Origin of the sequence: Cellulomonas sp. ACRRI, assembly GCF_022346185.1 — a bacterium.
Taxonomy (GTDB): domain Bacteria; phylum Actinomycetota; class Actinomycetes; order Actinomycetales; family Cellulomonadaceae; genus Cellulomonas.
This window is the reverse complement of sequence record NZ_JAKRMS010000042.1, coordinates 1-19414: the sequence shown is the minus strand read 5'-3', so window position 1 is coordinate 19414 and position 19414 is coordinate 1. Positions and strand designations below refer to the sequence as shown.

General features: G+C 73.4%; 16 protein-coding genes. 10 read left to right on the top strand and 6 right to left on the bottom strand.

Going from position 1 to position 19414, the window contains the following annotated elements; all coding sequences use genetic code 11:
* Positions 1-22 precede the first annotated feature (22 nt).
* Positions 23-445 (bottom strand): hypothetical protein, encoded by a 423-nt coding sequence (locus tag MHY85_RS09815; protein ID WP_239195888.1) that lies wholly within the window; start codon positions 443-445, stop codon positions 23-25.
* Positions 446-619: 174 nt separating this feature from the next.
* On the bottom strand, positions 620-1054 hold the full coding sequence (locus MHY85_RS09810; protein WP_239195886.1) for a DoxX family protein: 435 nt from the start codon (positions 1052-1054) through the stop codon (positions 620-622).
* A 53-nt stretch (positions 1055-1107) separates the two neighbouring features.
* On the opposite strand from MHY85_RS09810, the gene MHY85_RS09805 reads away from it, so the two are divergent.
* A complete protein-coding gene (locus MHY85_RS09805; RefSeq protein ID WP_239195885.1) occupies positions 1108-1377 on the top strand; it encodes an acylphosphatase in 270 nt (89 codons plus the stop codon).
* A gap of 133 nt (positions 1378-1510) precedes the next feature.
* On the opposite strand, the gene MHY85_RS09800 is transcribed toward MHY85_RS09805, so the two are convergent.
* Positions 1511-2542 carry an NAD(P)-dependent alcohol dehydrogenase gene (locus MHY85_RS09800; RefSeq protein WP_239195883.1) on the bottom strand — a complete coding sequence of 344 codons (1032 nt, stop codon included), beginning with the start codon at positions 2540-2542 and terminating at the stop codon, positions 1511-1513.
* A 143-nt stretch (positions 2543-2685) separates the two neighbouring features.
* Between MHY85_RS09800 and MHY85_RS09795 the strand changes: the two genes are divergently transcribed.
* The 3 genes from MHY85_RS09795 (at position 2686) to MHY85_RS09785 (ending at position 5684) form a co-directional block, all read left to right on the top strand.
* Positions 2686-3420: an alpha/beta fold hydrolase gene (locus tag MHY85_RS09795; protein ID WP_239195881.1), complete on the top strand. Its 735-nt coding sequence runs from the start codon at positions 2686-2688 to the stop codon at positions 3418-3420.
* A 204-nt stretch (positions 3421-3624) separates the two neighbouring features.
* Positions 3625-4338 carry a LytTR family DNA-binding domain-containing protein gene (locus MHY85_RS09790; protein ID WP_239195880.1) on the top strand — a complete coding sequence of 238 codons (714 nt, stop codon included), beginning with the start codon at positions 3625-3627 and terminating at the stop codon, positions 4336-4338.
* Between the two features lie 2 nt (positions 4339-4340).
* Complete coding sequence (locus MHY85_RS09785) at positions 4341-5684, top strand: ATP-binding protein (protein ID WP_239195879.1); 1344 nt, start codon at positions 4341-4343, stop codon at positions 5682-5684.
* 21 nt (positions 5685-5705) lie between these two features.
* Here MHY85_RS09785 and glf read toward each other — a convergent pair whose 3' ends face one another.
* Positions 5706-6890 carry a UDP-galactopyranose mutase gene (glf, locus tag MHY85_RS09780; protein WP_239195878.1) on the bottom strand — a complete coding sequence of 395 codons (1185 nt, stop codon included), beginning with the start codon at positions 6888-6890 and terminating at the stop codon, positions 5706-5708.
* 477 nt (positions 6891-7367) lie between these two features.
* On the opposite strand from glf, the gene MHY85_RS09775 reads away from it, so the two are divergent.
* From MHY85_RS09775 to MHY85_RS09750, 6 genes are all read left to right on the top strand, one after another.
* Positions 7368-9764 carry a glycoside hydrolase family 3 N-terminal domain-containing protein gene (locus MHY85_RS09775; protein WP_239195877.1) on the top strand — a complete coding sequence of 799 codons (2397 nt, stop codon included), beginning with the start codon at positions 7368-7370 and terminating at the stop codon, positions 9762-9764.
* Between the two features lie 90 nt (positions 9765-9854).
* A complete protein-coding gene (locus tag MHY85_RS09770; protein WP_239195876.1) occupies positions 9855-10280 on the top strand; it encodes a hypothetical protein in 426 nt (141 codons plus the stop codon).
* 164 nt (positions 10281-10444) lie between these two features.
* Positions 10445-13438, top strand: coding sequence for a glycoside hydrolase family 3 C-terminal domain-containing protein (locus tag MHY85_RS09765; RefSeq protein WP_239195875.1), 2994 nt, complete (start codon positions 10445-10447; stop codon positions 13436-13438).
* 114 nt (positions 13439-13552) lie between these two features.
* A complete protein-coding gene (locus tag MHY85_RS09760) occupies positions 13553-15955 on the top strand; it encodes a glycoside hydrolase family 3 C-terminal domain-containing protein (protein ID WP_239195874.1) in 2403 nt (800 codons plus the stop codon).
* A 25-nt stretch (positions 15956-15980) separates the two neighbouring features.
* Entirely contained in the window at positions 15981-16619 is a 639-nt protein-coding gene (locus MHY85_RS09755; protein WP_239195873.1) for a hypothetical protein, read from the top strand.
* Positions 16616-17635, top strand: coding sequence for a glycosyltransferase family 2 protein (locus MHY85_RS09750; RefSeq protein ID WP_239195872.1), 1020 nt, complete (start codon positions 16616-16618; stop codon positions 17633-17635). Before MHY85_RS09755 ends, MHY85_RS09750 begins: the two co-directional genes overlap by 4 nt.
* Here the strand turns inward: MHY85_RS09750 and MHY85_RS09745 are convergent.
* A complete protein-coding gene (locus MHY85_RS09745; RefSeq protein WP_239195871.1) occupies positions 17628-18353 on the bottom strand; it encodes a phosphoribosyltransferase in 726 nt (241 codons plus the stop codon). The two genes, MHY85_RS09750 and MHY85_RS09745, sit on opposite strands and share 8 nt — an antisense overlap.
* Positions 18354-18501: 148 nt before the next feature.
* Positions 18502-19278 carry an SDR family NAD(P)-dependent oxidoreductase gene (locus MHY85_RS09740; protein ID WP_239195869.1) on the bottom strand — a complete coding sequence of 259 codons (777 nt, stop codon included), beginning with the start codon at positions 19276-19278 and terminating at the stop codon, positions 18502-18504.
* Positions 19279-19414 lie beyond the last annotated feature (136 nt).

Sequence of the window (19414 nt, the reverse complement as noted above, 5' to 3'; positions counted from 1 at the left end):
GACCGGACCGCGCGCCAGGGCGTCAGGACGCGCGGGGGTCCCGTCGCTCCCGACGCCGGCGCAGGAGCCCCGCCAGGGAGGGGCCGAGCACGGCGCCGACAGCGAGGAGCACAGCCCCGTTCCGCCCGCCCGTCCGCTGCGTGAGCATCGCCGGGGGGTCCGCCCGGAGGAGGTCCACCCCGCCGGAGTGGGCCTGCACCGACAGGGTGCTCGCGAGCGCCAGCATGACGACGGCCGCCACCAGGCCGGCGAGCGGCCGGCGCGCGGCGGCGACCGGCAGGACCGCGCCGACCGCCACGACGAGGAGCACCGCCGCGAGCGCGGCGGCCGGGCTCCCCAGCGCTCGGACCCACAGCGCCGCCGCCAGGCTCGCGGCGGCGAAGGCCAGCACGCCGGCGACGGCGCCACCGGCGACCGCGGCCACCCGGCGCAGCGGACTCGTCATGGTCGTGACCTCCTCGTCCGCCGGCCCGCCGCCGTGCGGGCGGGCTCTCGGACCGTAGCGACGACGCCGCCGCCGGATCGAGAGTCCCGGTCCGGATCGAGCCGGTATCCGCCGAGATGTGACCGTGGTCGTCTCGCGCCACGAACCCGAACCGTCCGGATCGCGGACGCGACGTCACCGCCCCGCCGACCACGCCCACCGGATCAGCGGCCACTGCAGCGGCAGCCGCGCGAGCGTCACGGCGGCGCGGACCACCCGCGCCCGGGACCGGTGCCGCGCCAGCCCGCCGACGCCGTCGACCGCCATCTGCACGTTCGCCGGGAACACCCCGACGAGCAGCGCGGCGCTCGCCGCGCCCGCGAACCGGCGGGTCGCCGGGACCAGCAGGCCGGCGGCGCACGCGAGCTCCGCCACGCCCGAGGCGAGCACGAGGCCACGCGGCCGGGGGAGGGCGCGGGGCACGGCGGGCTCGAACACCCGGGGGCGCGCGAGGTGGATCGTGCCCGAGACGAGGAACGCCGCCGCGACGACCCGCGCGCCACGGCCGAGCGGGCGGGCGGCGGCCGGGGCGGCGGGCCGGTGCGCGGCGGTCGGGGAGCGGCGGGTCACCCGGACATCCTCGCCGGGTGCGTGCCCGCGGGCACCCGCGCCACACTGGGGCGATGACCGCGCGGCTCTGGGTGGTGCACGGACAGGTGCAGGGGGTCGGCTACCGGGCGTCGATGGCCGCGGAGGCCCGCCGGCTCGGCGTCGTCGGCTGGGTGCGCAACCGCGCCGACGGCACCGTCGAGGCGCTCGCCGAGGGCCCCGAGGACGCCGTGGCGGCGCTCGCGGCCTGGGCGCGGCGCGGCCCGCGGTTCGCCGACGTCGAGCGCGTCGAGGAGCACGACGCCGACCCGGAGGGCGCCTCGGACTTCACGATCGCGGGCTGACCCCCGCGCCGCCCGCGCCGCCCGCGCCGCCCGCGCCCGCCCGCCGAGATCGGCGGTTCCGCCCGAGATCGGTGCTCAGGAGCACCGATCTCGGCGAGAGGTACCGATCTCGGCGGAGACGGGCGCGTCCTCCTCAGGCGCCCGGGACGATGACCGCGCGCCCGCGGATCCGGCCGGCGTGCAGGCGCTCGTACGCCTCGGTGGCCCGGTCCAGGCCGAACTCCTCGACGTGGATCGTGATGGCCCCGCGCCGCGCGAGCTCCACGACCTCCATGAGCTCGGTGCGCGAGCCCCAGTTGATGGCCCGGCCGTTGACGTCGAGCGGCACGGTGGTCTGGCCGATCCGCACGGCGCCGGACGCGACGCCCACGACCACGACGTCGCCGCCGACGCGCACCATGCCGCCGGCCAGGTCGGCGGTCGGCTGGATGCCGACGAAGTCGAACACCACGTCCGCGCCCAGGCCGCGGGTCAGGCCCTTGACCGACTCGATCGCGTCCGGGTCCGACAGGAACGCGTGGTCGGCGCCGACCTCGCGGGCGAACGCCAGCTTGTCCTCGGCGACGTCGAGCACGACGACGGTGCTCTGGGTCAGCGCCTTGAGGATCTGGATGGCGACGTGGCCCAGGCCGCCCGAGCCGATCACGACCGCGGTGGTGCCGGGCGTCAGGCGCGGGAGCGCGGACTTCACGGCGCGGTACGGGGTGAGGCCGGCGTCGGTGAGCGACACGTTGCGCACCGGGTCCAGGTCGCCGAGCGGCACGAGGTGCCGGGCGTCGTCGACGATCATGTACTCCGCCATGCCGCCGTCGGTGAAGATGCCCGGCGCCCGCATGCCCTGCTCGCAGTTCTGCTCCTCGCCGGACGCGCAGGCGTAGCACCGGCCGCAGCCCCACGGGCCGTACACCAGGACGCTCTCGCCGACCTCGACGCCGTGCACGCCCGCGCCGACCTGCTCCACGACGCCCGCGACCTCGTGGCCCAGCGTCAGGGGCAGCGGCTTGAAGGAGTAGTCCTCCGCGGAGGCGCCCATGATGAACTCGTCCGAGTGGCAGGCGCCGGCGGCGGTGACGCGGAGCAGCACCTCCGACGGGCCGGGCGTGGGGGTGGGGACCTCGACCAGCTCGGGGCGGGCGCCGATCTCGCGGTACTGCAGGGCCTTCATGACTGCGACTTCTTCCTCCGGGGCGACCCCGGTGTCTGGTAGATGCATCCACCATACGCTTGAAGCGTCAACTACCAATCGGTCGGGATGCCGCGGCCAGCCGCACCGTCGCGTGTGTCGGTGGTCACGTCTACCGTCGGAGCATGAACGTCGTCCTGATCCCGGGTTTCTGGCTCGACGCGTCCTCCTGGGCGCCGGTCTCCGCGGCCCTGGAGGCCGCCGGGCACACCCCGCACCCCGTCACGCCGCTGGGCGCCGGCGGCGCGGCGGACGAGGTCGCGGGCATCACGATCGCCGACCAGGCGCGCGCGGTCGCGGACCTGATCGACGGCATGGACGGCCCGTTCGTGGTCGTCGGGCACAGCGGCGGGGGCGCCGTCGCGCACGCCGTGGCGGACCTGCGCCCCGACCGGGTCGAGCAGGTGGTCTACGTCGACAGCGGCCCGCTCGGCGAGGGCGGTGTCGTCAACGACGAGCTGCCGGTGGTCGACGGCGTCGTCCCGCTGCCGGACTGGGGGGTGTTCGAGGAGGAGGAGCTCGAGGGGCTCACGGACGAGATCCGCGCCGACTTCCGCGCACGGGCGCTCTCCGTCCCGCCGCTCGTGGCCAACGGCCCCCAGCGCCTGCACGACGAGCGCCGGTACGAGGTCCCCGTCACGATCATCACGTCGACCATGCCCGAGGCGGTGCTGCGCGACCTCATCGCGAAGGACCACCCGTACGTGCGCGAGCTCGGGCGGATCCGGGACGTGACGATCGTCGAGCTGCCGACCGGCCACTGGCCCCAGCTCAGCCGCCCCGATGACCTGGCCGCGGCCGTCGTCGCCGCCGTCCAGGGCGAGGCCGACGCCGAGGAGGCCATGGCCGTCCCGACCTGAGCGCGCACGGTCGACCCCGTCGCAGCCCGTCTCACCCTCCTGCCAGCGTGGATGACACGTCAGGCGCGCGTCACCTACCATCGGCCGCGACCCGCCGGAGCCGCGGGCCGCGACAGGGGACCGCGGCGCGCCACGCCGCTCCGCGGCGGGCGCAAGGGCCCGCGTCGCGGCGGGCGAGGCAGGCGGACCCCGGAGAACGGCACCGTGATCAGGATCGGCATCGTCGAGGACGACGCGGCGAGCGCCGCGCTGCTCCTCGACCACCTCCGTCGGTACGAGAAGGACCACGGCGAGCAGTTCGAGGTCACCGGGTTCAGCGACGGCGCGCAGGTGGTCGCGGGCTACCGCCCGGTGTTCGACATCCTGCTGCTCGACGTCGAGATGCCCGAGCTCGACGGGTTCAGCGCGGCCGAGAAGATCCGGCAGGTCGACCGGGACGTCGTCATCGTGTTCATCACGAACATGACGCAGTACGCCATCAAGGGCTACGAGGTCGACGCGCTGAGCTACGTGCTGAAGCCGGTGCCGTACTTCGCGTTCTCGCAGGAGATCAAGCGCTCGATCGCCCGGCTGCGCCGCCGCTCGTCGGACTACCTGCTGCTGACCGTCGACGGCGGCCTGGTGCGCGTGGCGACGGACGACATCGTGTTCCTGGAGTCGGCGAAGCACCGCACGACGGTGCACACCGTCGACGGCCGGTACTCGGTGGTCGGGCCGCTGAAGTCGCTGGAGGCGGAGCTCGAGGGCAAGAGCTTCTTCCGCAGCAACAGCGGGTACCTGGTGAACCTGCGGCACGTGCTCGGCGTGCAGGGCAGCAGCGCGCTGATGGTCGGCGGGCACGACCTGCTGATCAGCCGGCCGCGCAAGAAGGCGTTCCTCGCGGCGCTCACGGACTACCTCGGGGCGCGGCACGCGTGATCATGGAGACGCTCCCGGACATCCCGCGGGTCCTCACGGGCATCGCGGAGTGGGCGGCGTGCCTGGTGTACGTGCTGCTGCGCCGGCAGCGGCTGCCGGTGCGGCGGCTGGTGCTGGTCGCGGCGGTCGCGCTCGGCGTGCTCGTCGGGGTGCAGGAGCTCGCGGACCGGCTGCCGCTGACGCTGTGGTCGCTCGGCATGGCCACCGCGGTGGCCGCGATGTTCGTGTTCATCGTGACGGCCGCGCGGGTGTCGGCCCGGGACGCGGGGTACTTCGCCGCCCGCGCGCTGGTGCTGGCCGAGCTGGTCGCGGCCGCGCACTGGCAGATGCACTGCTTCTTCTTCCTGCCCGAGGACCGGCCGGGCGTCGGGTGGCAGGTCGCGTTCGGCGTGGTGCTGTACGCGGCGTCGTTCGTGCTGGTGTACCTGATCGAGACCCGGCACTTCCGCCCGGCGCAGCCCCTGGAGGTGTCGTACGGCGAGCTCGCCTCGGCGGTGGCGATCGCGCTGGTGACGTTCTTCATGAGCAACATCAGCTTCCTGAACGCGAACACGCCGTTCAGCGGTCGGCTGGGGCTGGAGATCTTCTACATCCGCACGCTGGTCGACCTGTGCGGGTTCGTCGCGCTGTACGCGCAGCAGGGGCAGCGGCTCCAGCTCCGGGCGCGGGCGGACGTGAAGGCGGTCGACGAGATGCTGCGCCGGCAGCACGAGCAGTACCTGCAGTCGAAGCGGAGCATCGAGGTCGTCGACCGGAAGTACCACGACCTCAAGCACCAGATCGCGGTGATCCGGGCCGAGGGCGACGAGGGCAAGCGGGCGTCGTACCTGGACGACCTGGAGGCCAGCGTCTCGGGCTACGCCGCGCAGGCGCGCACCGGCAACGGGGTGCTCGACGTCATCCTCACGTCCAAGAGCCTGGAGTGCGCCGAGAAGGGGGTCGACCTCACGTACGTGGCGGACGGCGCGACGATCGACTTCATGTCGGCCATGGACGTGTCCGCGGTGTTCGGCAACGCGCTGGACAACGCGATCGACGCGGTGATGGCGGTGCCGGAGCCGGAGAAGCGGCTGATCAAGGTCGCGCTCTACGCCACGGGCGGGTTCGTCCTGGCGACGTTCGAGAACTACTTCGCGGGCACGCTGAAGACGGAGGACGGCGCGATCGTGACCCGGCGCGCGGACCGCGACCGGCACGGGTACGGGCTGAAGTCCATCCGGTACACGGCGGAGAAGTACGGCGGCTCGATGACGGTGAGCGCGGAGGACAGCTGGTTCGCGCTGCGCATCCTGCTGCCGGTCCCGGCGGCCAGCCGCACCGACGACCCCGGCGCGCTCGCGCGCTGAGGTGCCGGCGGGCCGCAGGGCTCAGCCCAGCGCCACCCGCGCCGCCAGCGCCGGCGCCGACCGCTCGAGCACGGCCCCGCTCGTCCACAGCGACAGCGCCGACGCGATCGCCATGTGCATGTCCAGGTACAGGTACGACCCGAGCCGGCCGCCGAAGTGCACGTCCGGCTCGCCCTCGGCGAGGTCGCGGTACGCCCGGAGCCGCTCCCGGTCCTGCGGGGTCGCCACGGGGTAGTACGGCTCGTCGCCGGGCAGCGCGAACCGGGACCGCTCCCGCATGACCACGGTGCGGTCCTGCGCGTGCCGGTCCTCGCGCTCGGGGTGGTAGTGCCGGAACTCGTGCACGCGGGTGTACGGCACGTCGAGGTCGGCGTAGTTCATGACGCTGGTGCCCTGGAAGTCGCGGACCGGCAGCACCTCGGTCTCCAGGTCGAGGGTGCGCCAGCCGAGCGGTCCGGCGTGCTCGTCGAAGTACCGGTCGACCGGCCCGGTGTACACCACGGGCACCTGCCCGCGGACGGCGGACCGGCTGAGCGGCTGCGACGCGTCGAAGAAGTCGGTGCCCAGCCGCACGTCGATCCGCGGGTGCGCGGCCATGGCCTCGAACCACGGGCCGTAGCCGTGGGCGGGCAGCCCCTCGTAGGTGTCGGCGAAGTACCGGTTCTCGTACGTGTACCGGACGGGGAGCCGCGCGATCACGGACGCGGGCAGCTCGCGCGGGTCGGTCTGCCACTGCTTCGCGGTGTAGTCGCGGATGAACGCCTCGTACAGCGGACGCCCGATGAGCGAGATCGCCTTGTCCTCGAGGTTCGTCGGCACACCGCCGGCCAGGCCCTCGGCGGCCTGCTCCGCGACCAGCGCCCGCGCCGCCTCCGGCCCCATCGCGGTGCCGAAGAACTGGTTGAGCGTGCCGAGGTTGATGGGCAGCGGGTACACCGTGCCCGCGTGCGTGGAGTAGACGCGGTGCCGGTAGCCGGTGAACGCGGTGAACCGGCGGACGTAGTCCCAGACCCGCTCGTTTGAGGTGTGGAAGATGTGCGACCCGTACCGGTGCACCTCGATGCCCGTCTCCGCGTCGACGCTGCTCCAGGCGTTCCCCCCGAGGTGGTCCCGCCGGTCGATGACGGTGACCGACAGGCCGGCGTCGGCCGCGCGCTCGGCGACCGTCAGGCCGAACAGCCCGGCGCCGACGACGAGCAGGTCCATGCGGGTTCCTCGGGGGACGGGGCCGCGGCGCGGCCGGGTGGCGGGGCGAGCGCCCCGAGTGTAGGGCGCGCGCGGAGGCCCCCGTGGTGACGGCCGACGACCCGCGCAGGTTGTGCACCGGAATCGACAGATCGTGCACGTGGCCGGGTCGCGACGCCCCGGCGGCACCGCCCTCCCGCGCCCCCCGGCGCCACGCGAGGCGCCCGCCTGCACCCCGTCCCGAGACCGCTCCGTGATCCCCCTGTGACCTCGGCGACCGTTTGTGCTCCCGAACCGACAGTCTTTCGACGCCCCGGTCCCGGACCCGCGCCGCACTGGTCGACTGGGCCCCGCGACCGCAGGACGAGGACGTCGAGTCACGGGTCGCGATCGGTTCTCCCCGGGCGCTGTGTCGCGCACGGGGACGCCGGCACCGCCCGACGAGGGCGCGGCGCCGGCGGCGCGCGAGCAGAGCCGCGAGATGACAAGGGAAGGTCGATGAAGACAACCATCACGGTGCGACGGCGCAACGGCGGGTACGTCAAGGGTGCGGCGGCGGTGGCGGGTCTCGCCCTGTTCGCCCTCACGGCGTGCTCCCCCTCCTCGTCGGACGAGGACACCCGGGCGGGCGACTCCTTCACCACCCGCGAGGTGACCGACGGCAAGACCGAGTTCGTCGTCGTCACGAACCCGGGCGACGGACCCGTGCTGTCCTACGGCAAGGACAGCGGCGTCGAGCTCCTCACCGAGGAGATCGACGGCCAGGAGTACGCGTTCAAGGACATGAACGGCAACGGCGAGCTCGACCTCTGGGAGGACTGGCGGGAGGCGTCTCAGGACCGCGCGGCGGACCTGGCGCAGCACCTGTCCAAGGAGCAGATCGCCGGCCTCATGCTGTTCAGCTCGCACGAGCGCTCGCCCGCGGACGGCCTGACCGACGCGCAGAAGGAGTACATGGCGGAGTCGCGGCTCCGGAACGTGCTCAACGCGGGCCCGAACGAGGTCGAGGCCAACGTGACCTGGTCGAACCAGCTCCAGGAGTACGCCGAAGAGCTGGCGACCGAGGACGAGCCCTACGTCCCGGTGAACTTCTCCTCCGACCCGCGGTCCACCGCGGAGTCCGGCGGCGACTACAACGCGTCCGGCGACATCTCGCGGTGGCCGTCGAACCTCGGCCTGGCCGCGACGTTCGACACCGAGACGATGACGACGTTCGCGCAGGCGGTCTCCGCCGAGTACCGCGCGCTGGGCATCGGCACGGCGCTGAGCCCGCAGATCGACCTGGCGACCGAGCCGCGCTGGCTGCGGGTCGACGGCACGTTCGGCGAGAACGTCGAGCTGGCCTCGGCCATGGCGACCGCCTACGTCGACGGCTTCCAGACGACCCCGGGCACGGACGGCTGGGGCGACGAGTCGGTCAACGCGATGATCAAGCACTGGGCCGGCGACGGCCCGGGCGAGGGCGGCCGCGAGTCGCACACCGAGGCCGGCAAGTACGGCGTCTACCCGGGCGACAACTTCGACGCGCACGCCGAGGTGTTCCTGGGCGCGATGGACTCCGCCGCGGTCATGACCGCCTACTCCATCGCCCTGGACGGCGACGGCCAGCCGCTCGGCGGCGGTGACCGCATGGGCTCCGCCTACGACTCGTACCGCACCGGCCTGCTGCGGGAGAACTTCACCGGCGTGGTCGTGACCGACTGGGGCGTCACCGCGGGCGGCAGCACCGACCCCGACGCGATGATCGGCACCTCCTGGGGCGCCGACGACATGACCGTCGAGGACCGGCACTACGCGATCCTGAAGAACGGCGTCGACATGTTCGGCGGCAACAACGCGGTCGAGCCGGTGCTCGCGGCGTACGACATGTGGCAGGCGGACTTCGAGGCCGGCGAGAACGACGTCGACGCGCAGACCCGCTTCGAGGAGTCGGGCACCCGGATCCTGACCATGCTGTTCCAGCCGGGCCTGTACGAGAACGCCTACCTCGACCTCGACGAGTCGAAGGACGTCGTCGCGAGCCAGGACAAGATGGACGCCGGCTACCAGGCGCAGCTCGACTCGGTCGTGATGCTGAAGAACGACGCCGACACCGTCGCCGCCGCCGAGGCGGGCGACTGGGCCGACAAGACCGTGTACATCCCGCGCAGCTACGACACCGGCCAGGCCGGCCTGTTCGGCCCCGGCGAGTACTCCGAGGGCCCCGGCCTGACGGTCGAGATCGCGGAGGAGTACTTCGCGAAGGTCGTCACCGACGAGGCCGTCGAGGACGCGGACGGCAAGGTCACGAGCTACACCGCCCCGGACCTGTCCGACGTGGACCTCGTGCTGGTCGGCATGGACAGCCCGAGCTCGGGCGCCGTGTTCGCCAACTCCGGCCACGACGAGACCACGGGTGAGTGGTACCCGCTGTCGCTGCAGTACCGCCCGTACACCGCGGACGGCGAGAACGTCCGGACGGTCTCGATCTCCGGCGACCTCCTGCCCGACGGCACGCAGGAGAACCGGTCCTACTTCGGCAACACCTCGCGCACGTCGAACGAGTCGGACCTCGACGCGTTCGAGCGCGCCGTGGCCGCCGTCGAGGCGTCCGGCAAGGACATCCCGGTCATCACGGTCCTCAAGGCCAAGAACCCGACCGTCCCGGCCGAGTTCGAGGCGCGGTCCGACGCGATCCTCGTCGGCTTCGGCGTCAGCGACCAGGCGCTCATCGAGACCGCGATCGGCCTCAACGAGCCCCAGGGCCGCCTGCCGATCGGCTTCCCGGCGTCCATGGACGCGGTCGAGAAGCAGCTCGAGGACGTCCAGGAGGACACCGAGCCGTACGTCGACGCTGCGGGCAACTCGTACGCGTTCGGCTTCGGCCTGAACTACGCGGGCCCGATCGAGGGCTGACGCACCCTCCGCCCGCGCAGGCGGAGCCGCCGCCAGGCGGACCCGGCCGCGGGGTGGGCCCGCGGCCAGCACCCACCAAGGAGCACAGAAGTGAAGCGCAACAAGGCCCTGACCTCCGCCCTCGGCGTCGTGGTCGCCCTCACCGGCGTCTTCGGCCTCACCGCCTGCGGCAGCGACGACGGCGGTGGCAGCAGCAGCAACGGCTCGTCCTCGGGCGAGCAGGCAGCCTCCGAGTCCGACATCGCCGAGGACCTCGAGAACGCCCGCACCGCCGTCGCCGACGCGCTGGCCGAGGACGACTCCTGGGCCCAGATCATGCTCGCGAGCGACGTCTCGGCGCCGACCGTCAAGTACGGCCTGCTCGTGGTGCCCTACACCTTCTCGGACGCGGCGTCCCGCATCCAGGGCACCGTGAACATCGAGGACGGCAAGTACACGATCGACGGCGACTCCGCGGAGACCGGCCAGACCTGGCAGATCGACCAGGACGGCACCATCACCGAGGTCACCGAGTAGCCGTCCCGCCCGCCCCGCGCCCGGCCCCCACGGGGCCGGGCGCGAGCCGGGAGCGCGGCGCGTGACAGTCCGTGCCGCTAAACCGACTGATCGTGCTGCCGCGCCGGACGGCCCCGATCGGCACACCTAGCCTGATCGCCGGTCAGCACTCGAGGAGGAATGTTGTGAACGCCAGGGCGAAGAACGCCGATCGCGCGAAGAGGCCGATGTCGAACAAGAAGTTCCTGTGGATCTGGGTGCCGGTGCTCTCGCTGGTCACCGTGATCGCGGTGGTCGCGAACGTCGCGCTCGTCGTCGCCGGCGGCTGGGTCGCCTCCCAGTTCGGCTCGGGCACGTACGAGTTCACGAACGCCGAGGAGTCGGCCGACTGGGACACCGAGTACTACAGCGCGGACTACGACAGCATCGACGAGGTCGACGCCGCCGCGAAGGAGCTCGTCGAGGAGATCTCCGGCGCGGGCATCGTCCTGGCGAAGAACGAGGGTCAGGCCCTCCCGCTCGCCGCGGGCGCGAGCGTGACCATGCTCGGCCGCGCTGCCGCGGACCCCGTGTTCGGCGGCTCCGGCTCCGGCTCGGTGGACACCAACTCGGCCGTGAACGCGCGCCAGGGCCTGGAGAACGCCGGCTTCACCGTGAACGACGCCGTGTACGGCGCGATCGAGGCGTACGCCGCCGAGAACCCCCGCGGCTTCATCGAGATGGACCGCCCGGACATCTCGACCTACTTCATCGGCGAGATGCCGGTCGACGGCTACGAGGCGCAGTCCTCCTCCTTCGCCGAGTACTCCGACGCGGCCGTCATCTACATCGGCCGCCCCGGCGGCGAGGGCGGCGACCTGACCCGCGACATGTCCGACTGGGACGACAACGCGGAGCCCGGCCAGCACCAGCTGGAGCTGAACAAGGACGAGAAGGACCTGATCGAGCTCGCGAAGGCGAACTTCGACACCGTCGTGGTGGTCGTGAACTCCTCGACCACCATCGAGATGGGCGACCTGCAGGCGGACACCGGGGTCGACGCGATCCTGCTCGCCGGCTCCCCGGGCGCCACCGGCCTCAACGCCGTCGGCACCATCCTGTCCGGCGAGGTCAACCCGTCCGGCCGGACCGCCGACCTGTGGGCCGCGGACTTCACCGCCGACCCCACCTTCGTCAACTTCGGCGGGTTCCTCTACGACGGGCTGTCGGTGTCGTACCCGGTGTCCGCGGTCGAGACCGCGACGTCGAACGCGACCGTCACGGACGAGGCGCCGTTCGTGAACTACGCCGAGGGCATCTACGTCGGCTACCGGTACTACGAGACCGCCGCGGCCGAGGGCTTCCTCGACTACGACGAGGCCGTCGTCTACCCGTTCGGCTACGGCCTGTCGTACACCGACTTCGCCTGGACCGTCACCGGCACCCAGGCGGGCGAGGTGGACGGCACCATCGCCGTGACCGTCGACGTCACCAACACCGGGACCGTCGCGGGCAAGGACGTCGTCGAGCTGTACTACACCGCGCCCTACACCCCGGGCGGCATCGAGAAGTCCGAGGTCGTCCTCGGCGACTTCGCCAAGACCGGCGTCATCGAGCCGGGCGCCAGCGAGTCCGTGACCCTCGAGCTGCCGGTCGAGGACATGGCGTCCTACGACTACGCGGGCGAGCAGGCGTACGTCCTCGAGGCCGGCGACTACGCGATCTCGGTCCGCACCGACTCGCACACCGTCGCCGCCGGCACCGAGCCGATCACCTACACCGTCGACTCCGACGTCGTGTACTCCGGCGAGAACCACCGCTCCACGGACCTCGCCGAGGTCACCAACCAGTTCGACGACGTCTCGGCGCAGTTCAGCACCGAGCCGGGGGACGGCACGATCGTGCCGATGTCCCGCGCGGACTTCGCCGGCACCTTCCCGACCGCGCCGACCGGTGACCAGCTGGTCGCGAGCGACGCCGTCGCCGAGGGCTTCGCCGCCTGGGACGTCGACGCCCAGGCGGACGCCTTCGACGGCGACATGCCGACGACCGGTGCGAGCACCGACCTGTCGCTCATCGACCTGCGCGGCGTGCCCAAGGACGACCCGCAGTGGGACGAGCTGCTCGACTCGCTGAGCGTCGGCGACATGACCGACATGCTGCTGAACGGCGCCTACCAGACCGCCGCGATCGGCTCGATCGGCAAGCCGCAGACCACCGAGCCCGACGGCCCGGCCGGCTTCTCGTCCTTCATCAACTCGTCGATCAACGGCGTGGCCTACCCGTCCGAGTTCCTCATCGCGCAGACCTGGGACGTGGACCTGGGCCGCGCGATGGGCGAGATGCTCGGCAACGAGGCGATGTTCAAGGACATCAACGGCTGGTACGCCCCGGCGGCCAACCTGCACCGCTCGCCGTTCGCGGGCCGCAACTTCGAGTACTACTCGGAGGACCCGTTCCTGTCCGGCCTGATGATGACCTCGGTCGCCAACGGCGCGGCGGAGAAGGGCGTCTACACCACGCTCAAGCACTTCGCGCTGAACGACCAGGAGACCAACCGGGTCAACAACGGCATCGCCACCTGGGCGACCGAGCAGACGATCCGCGAGCTCTACCTCAAGCCGTTCGAGATGGCCGTCAAGAACATCTCGATGGAGGTCCCGTACCTCGCCGACGACGAGGGCACGATCGAGACGACCACGGTCGGCGCGACCGCGATCATGAGCTCGTTCAACCGTATCGGCGCGACCTGGGCCGGCGGCTCCGAGGCGCTGATGACGGACGTGCTGCGCGGGGAGTGGGGCTTCGAGGGCTTCGCCATCTCGGACTTCAACCTCTACCCGTACATGAACCCGAACCAGTCGATCAGCGCGGGCACCGACCTGACGCTCACCTTCCAGCCGTCGAAGTCGTTCGGGGACACCTCCTCGGCCAAGGCGGTGTCGGACATCCGCGAGGCGACCCACAACATCCTGTTCACGGTCGCGAACTCCAACGCGATGAACGGGCTGGCACCGGGGGCCACGGTCTCCTACACGCCGCCCACCTGGGTCTACCTCCAGATCGGCGCGTCGATCCTCGTCGGCCTGCTCGTGGTGGCCGGTGCGCTCCTGGTGACCCGGCGCGTCCTCCGGCACCGGAAGACCGCCGAGCCGGCTGCGCCGCAGGGCGACGCCGAGCCGGTCTCCGCGGGGCACTGACCCGCGCAGACGCCCCGCCGGGTCGGCAGTGCCCACCACTGCCGGCCCGGCGGCCGGGGCCGCGCCCCCCGGATCCCCGGACCACCGCCACGCCGCACCACCGTCGAGGACGTCATGATCGAGAACCTGACCCTGCTGGAGAAGGCCGCCCTGCTGACCGGCAAGACGGTCTGGGAGACCCACGACCTGCCGCGGCACGGGGTGCGCTCGCTCTGGCTGGCGGACGGCCCGCACGGCGTGCGCAAGCAGACCGGCGCCGCGGACCACCTCGGCATCGCCGAGTCGCAGCCCGCGACCTGCTTCCCGACCGCCGCGGCCGTCGCGAACACCTGGGACCCGGAGCTGGCCGAGGAGGTCGGGCGGGCGCTCGGCGCCGAGGCCGCGGCGCAGGACGTCGACGTGCTGCTGGGCCCGGGCCTGAACATCAAGCGCTCCCCGCTGGGCGGGCGCAACTTCGAGTACTTCTCCGAGGACCCGCTGCTGGCCGGGCGGATGGCCGCCGGGTACGTGCGCGGCATCCAGTCCGCCGGGGTGGCGGCCTGCCCGAAGCACTACGCCGCGAACTCCCAGGAGCTGCGCCGGATGGCGTCGGACTCCGTGGTCGACGAGCGGACGCTGCGGGAGATCTACCTGACCGCGTTCGGGATCGTCGTCGAGACCGCCCGGCCGCGGACGATCATGTCGGCCTACAACCGGGTCAACGGCACGTACGCCCACGAGGACCCGTTCCTGCTGCAGCAGGTGCTGCGGGACGAGTGGGGCTTCGACGGGGCGGTGATCTCCGACTGGGGCGGCTCGAACGACATCGTGGCGGCCGCGGCCGCCGGCGGCACGCTCGAGATGCCGGCCGCGGGGCTGGACTCGGCGCGGCAGCTCGTGGCGGCCGTGCGGGACGGCCGGCTGGCCGAGGCCGACCTGGACGCGCGCGCCGCCGAGGTGCTGCGGCTGGTGGCCGACGCCCGCGAGCCCGGGACGGCCCCGGTCGTCGACGAGGCCGCGCACCACGCGCTGGCCCGCCGGGTCGCAGCCCGCTCGGCCGTGCTGCTGAAGAACGAGGGCGCGATCCTGCCGCTGGCCGCCGGGACCCGGGTCGCCGTGATCGGCGACTTCGCGCGCACCCCCCGCTACCAGGGCGCCGGCTCCTCGGCCGTGAACCCGACCCGCCTGGACTCGGTCCTGGACGCGATCGGCGACTCCGGGCTGCGGATGACCGCGTTCGCGGCCGGGTTCCAGCGCAACGGCAGCCCCGATGCCGCGCTCCGGGCCGAGGCCGTCGAGGCGGCCCGGGGCGCCGACGTCGCCCTGCTGTTCCTCGGCCTGGACGAGATCGCCGAGTCCGAGGGCCTGGACCGGTCCACCCTCGCGCTGCACGCCGCGCAGACCGAGCTGCTCGAGGCGGTCGCGGCCGCGAACCCGCGCACGGTCGTCCTGCTCTCCGCCGGTGGCGTGGTCGAGATGCCGTGGCTCGCCTCGGCGCAGGCGCTGGTGCACGGCTACCTGTCGGGCCAGGCCGGCGCGGGGGCGCTGCTCGACGTGCTCACCGGCGCGGCGAACCCGGCCGGGCGGCTCGCGGAGACCGTGCCGGTGCGGCTGTCCGACACCCCGACCGCGGACACGTTCCCGGGGCAGCAGCGGACCGCCGAGTACCGCGAGGGCCTGTTCGTCGGCTACCGGTACTACACGACCGCCGGTGTGCCGGTGACGTTCCCGTTCGGCTTCGGGCTGTCCTACACCACCTTCGCGTACTCGGGGCTGACCGCGACGGCCGACGCCGCCACGGTGACCGTGACCAACACGGGCGCCGCCGCCGGCGCGGACGTCGTGCAGGTCTACGTGCGCCGCGAGACCCCCGGCGTGCACCGGCCGGACCGCACGCTCGCCGGGTTCGCCCGGGTCGAGCTCGCCCCGGGCGAGTCGGCGACCGTGACCGTCCCGCTGGGCGACGTGGCGTTCCGGCACTGGGACGTGGGGTCGGGGTCGTGGCAGGTCGAGCGCGGCACCTGGACCGTGCTCGCCGGCGCGAACGTCGCCGACCTGACCGAGAAGGCCACGGTCGAGGTGGCGGGGACCGCCGAGCCCGCGGCCGACGACCCGGCCCCGGTCCGGTACCGCACCGGCGACGTCCGGCACGTGCCCGACGCCGACTTCGCGGCCCTGCTCGGCCGGCCCGTCCCGCCGGCGGCCTGGTCCGGCCCGCTCGGGGTCAACGACGCGCTCGGCCGGATGCAGACCGCGCGCAGCCCGCTGGCCCGGCTCGCGTACCGGGTGCTCGCGCTGCTGCGCGACCGCGCGGACCGCAAGGGCAAGCCCGACCTCAACATCCTGTTCCTGCTCAACATGCCGTTCCGCGCCATCGGGAAGATGACAGGCGGCATGGTCAGCGCCGAGATGGTGGACGGCCTCGTCCGCATCGTCAACGGCCACTTCTTCTCCGGCGCCGGCGCCACGATCCGCGGGTTCGCCCGCAACCGCCGCGCCAACCGCGAGACCGCGCGCCAGCTGCGCGGCGACGCCTGACCTCCTGGAAGAGAGACCCGCTCGTATGTTCACCCGTCTCAAGGACGCCTGGGGCCGGTTCGCCACCAAGCGGCCGGGCGTCGCCCAGTTCGTCGTCTTCCTCGTGCTGAGCAACGGCATCACCGTGCTGCAGCTCGCGCTCATGCCGCTCATCAAGTGGCTGTTCGGCATGACCTCGCTGGTCGACACCTCGTTCCAGGTCTGGCCGATCGGCTCCAACCCGGACGGCTCGCAGTACTTCGTCTTCGACTACGCCGAGGGTGCCCTCCCGGGCGGCGGCGGCGGCCTGGCATACTTCCTGGCCGTGCAGATCACCCTGCTCATCGCGCAGGTGATCAACTTCTTCGCCCAGCGCAACATCACCTTCAAGTCGAACTCGTCGGTCGCCAAGGCGGCGACCTGGTACGCCATCGCGTACGTGATCATCACGATCGCCGCGGCCGCGCTGCAGGGCCTGTACAAGGCGCCGATCTACGACCTGTTCATCGACACCTGGGGCCTGGGCGGCACCGGGGAGACGCTGGCCGACTTCGTCACGATGATCATCAACGCGGCGATCTCGTTCTGGGTGTTCTTCCCGATCTTCAAGGTCATCTTCAAGCAGGTCCCGGAGGACGCGGCCCCGGCCGCCGCCGCGGACGCCACGGAGGTGCGCTCGGCGTGAGCACCCCGGTCCTGACCGTCGTCGTCCCCGCGTACAACGCGGAGCCGTACCTCGCGCGCGCCCTCGACTCCCTCGTGGGGTCCGACGGCGTGGAGGTGCTGGTCGTGGACGACGGCTCGACGGACGGGACCGCGGTGCTCGCCCGCTCGTACGAGGCGGCGCACCCCGGCGTCGTCCGGCTGATCTCGAAGCCGAACGGCGGCCACGGCTCGGCGATCAACGCCGGGCTGGCCGAGGCGCGCGGCGCGTACCTCAAGGTCGTGGACGCGGACGACTGGCTGGACGGCCCGGCGCTCGCGTCGGTGCTGGCCACCCTGCGGGGGTTCCTCGACGCCGGCCGACCGGTCGACCTGCTGGTGTCGAACTTCGTCTACGAGAAGGTCGGCAAGCGCACCAAGACCGTCGTGCGCTACCAGGGCGCGCTGCCCGCGGGGCGGGTGCTGCACTGGGGGCAGACCCGGCGGTTCGCCAAGCGGCAGTACCTGATGATGCACGCGCTCACGTACCGGACCGCCGTGCTGCGCGAGGCCGGGCTGGTGCTGCCCGAGCACACCTTCTACGTGGACAACCTGTACGCCCTGGTGCCGCTCGCGCACGTGTCGACGCTGTACTACCTGGACGTCGACCTGTACCGGTACTTCATCGGGCGCTCGGACCAGTCGGTGCAGGAGGCCGTGATGATCCGGCGCATCGACCAGCAGCTGCGGGTCAACCGGCTCATGCTCGAGCACCTGTCCCGGGTGCGGGTCGCCGACCGGCGGCTGCGGGCCTACCGGCTGCACTACGTCGAGATCATCTGCGCCGTGTCCTCGATCCTGCTCATCCGCGCGGGCACGCGCCGGCACCTGGCGGAGAAGGACCGGCTGTGGTCCGAGCTCCGGGCGCAGGACCCGTGGCTGTACCGCAAGGTGCGCTGGTCGGTGCTCGGGCAGATCTCCAACCTGCCCGGACCCGCCGGGCGCCGGGTGTCGGTGCTCGCGTACCGGGTCGCCCAGCGGGCGATCGGGTTCAGCTAGGCCGGTCCTCCGGGGCCGGGCGGTCGGGCACCGGCCGTCCCGGCGGCCGCCCCCCGGGCCGCCGCGCCCGGGCGGCGCGGAGCAGCGCGGCCACGTCGGCGTCGGCCGGCGGCGCGAAGTCGGCGTACTCCAGCCCGACCGCGTGGAACAGCCGCGGCACCCGCAGGCAGATCAGCTCGTCGGCCGTGGCGGCGAGCGCCGCGGCCGTGTCCGGCGGGCACACCGGCAGCGCCACCACGACCCGGTCCGCGCCGCTCCGGCGCAGCGCGGCCACCGCCGCCCGGACGGTCGACCCGGTCGCCGCGCCGTCGTCCACGACCACGACCGTCCGGCCGGTCACGGGCAGCGCGGGCAGGTCCCGGCGGAACGCGCCCTCCCGGCGGCGCAGCTCGGCGAGCTCCGCGGCCCGCACCGCGTCCAGGTCCTCGCGAGGCACCTGCGCCGCGCGGAGGACCGGCGGGTGCAGCACCTCCACCACCTGGCCGCCCAGCCCGGCGAGCGCACCCATCGCGAGCTCCGGCTGCCGCGGCAGGCCGAGCTTGCGGACCACGAGCACGTCGAGCGGGGCCCCCAGCGCCTCGGCCACGGGCACGGCGACGGGGACGCCGCCGCGGGGGAGCGCGAGCACCACGACGCCGGGCCGGCCGGCCCAGGCCGCGAGCCGCCCCGCGAGCGCGGCGCCCGCCTCCGCCCGGTCCGCGAACGGCTCGAGACCCATCCCCCGACGCTACGCCGTCGCCCCGGCGGCCGACCCCGGCGGCCGACCCCGGCGGCCGACCCCGGCGGCCGACCCCGGCGGCCGACCCCGGCGGCCGACCCCGGCGGCCGACCCCGGCGGCCGGGTCGGCGCGGTGCGGGCGGGCGCCTCACCGCTGCATGACCGAGCCGCACGTCAGGTCGAGGATCGCCCCGGTGACCGCGCCCGCGCGGTCGGACGCCGCGAACGCCGCGGCGTCCGCGACCTGCTGCAGCGTCGGCATCCGGTCGAGCGCGGTGCCCTCGGTCATGAACCGCTCGGCGTCCCGCACCGCCGGGGTCCGCTCGCCCCACGTCTCCGGCAGCGCGTCCGGGCGCAGGCACACCACGCGCACGCCGTGCCGGCCGACCTCGCCCGCGAGCGACCGGGTCAGCTCCTCGACCGCCGCGCACGCCACGCCGAACCCGCCGGTGGCGTGGAACCGCCGGTCGCGGCCGGCGAGCGCGGCCGCCGAGGTGGACAGCGTGAGGATGGCCCCGGAGCCCGCCTCGGTCATCCGCCGGGCGGCCGCGGTGGCGGTGCAGAACTGCGAGCGCAGCCCGGTCATCGCGGGCAGCAGGAAGTCGTCGACCGGCATCTCGCGCAGCGGGGTCCCCTGCAGGTCGCCGCGCAGGCTCGTGGCGTTGAGGCTGACGTCCAGCCGGCCGTGCTCGGCGACCACCGCGCCGACGTGCGCGTCCACCGCCTCGGGGTCGGCCGCGTCGACCACGGCGACCTCGGCGCGTCCGCCGGACCGCTGGATGCCGGTGGCGACCACGTCGAGCGGGTCGCGCCGACGGCCGACGAGCACCACGTGCGCGCCCTCCGCGGCAAACGTCCGGGCGGCCGCGCCGCCCACCGCCCCGGCTGCGCCGTACACGACCGCGATCCTGTCCTCGAGCAGCATGCCCACCCCCGGCGTCGACCCGCGGGGCCGCTCCGCTGCGGGCCCGCTGCGCCCCAGTCTCCCGCCCGCGACCCTCCCGCGCCGAGATTCCACCCCGGCCCCCCCCCTGATGCACTCTCGGCCACCCGCACGCCGC

Coding starts and splice junctions, on each gene's coding strand:
- MHY85_RS09815 (WP_239195888.1), bottom strand. CDS start 445: ATGACGAGTCCGCTGCGCCGGGTGGCCGCGGTCGCCGGTGGCGCCGTC.
- MHY85_RS09775 (WP_239195877.1), top strand. CDS start 7,368: ATGAAGACAACCATCACGGTGCGACGGCGCAACGGCGGGTACGTCAAG.
- glf (WP_239195878.1), bottom strand. CDS start 6,890: ATGGACCTGCTCGTCGTCGGCGCCGGGCTGTTCGGCCTGACGGTCGCC.
- MHY85_RS09760 (WP_239195874.1), top strand. CDS start 13,553: ATGATCGAGAACCTGACCCTGCTGGAGAAGGCCGCCCTGCTGACCGGC.
- MHY85_RS09785 (WP_239195879.1), top strand. CDS start 4,341: ATGGAGACGCTCCCGGACATCCCGCGGGTCCTCACGGGCATCGCGGAG.
- MHY85_RS09745 (WP_239195871.1), bottom strand. CDS start 18,353: ATGGGTCTCGAGCCGTTCGCGGACCGGGCGGAGGCGGGCGCCGCGCTC.
- MHY85_RS09795 (WP_239195881.1), top strand. CDS start 2,686: ATGAACGTCGTCCTGATCCCGGGTTTCTGGCTCGACGCGTCCTCCTGG.
- MHY85_RS09805 (WP_239195885.1), top strand. CDS start 1,108: ATGACCGCGCGGCTCTGGGTGGTGCACGGACAGGTGCAGGGGGTCGGC.
- MHY85_RS09740 (WP_239195869.1), bottom strand. CDS start 19,278: ATGCTGCTCGAGGACAGGATCGCGGTCGTGTACGGCGCAGCCGGGGCG.
- MHY85_RS09755 (WP_239195873.1), top strand. CDS start 15,981: ATGTTCACCCGTCTCAAGGACGCCTGGGGCCGGTTCGCCACCAAGCGG.
- MHY85_RS09800 (WP_239195883.1), bottom strand. CDS start 2,542: ATGAAGGCCCTGCAGTACCGCGAGATCGGCGCCCGCCCCGAGCTGGTC.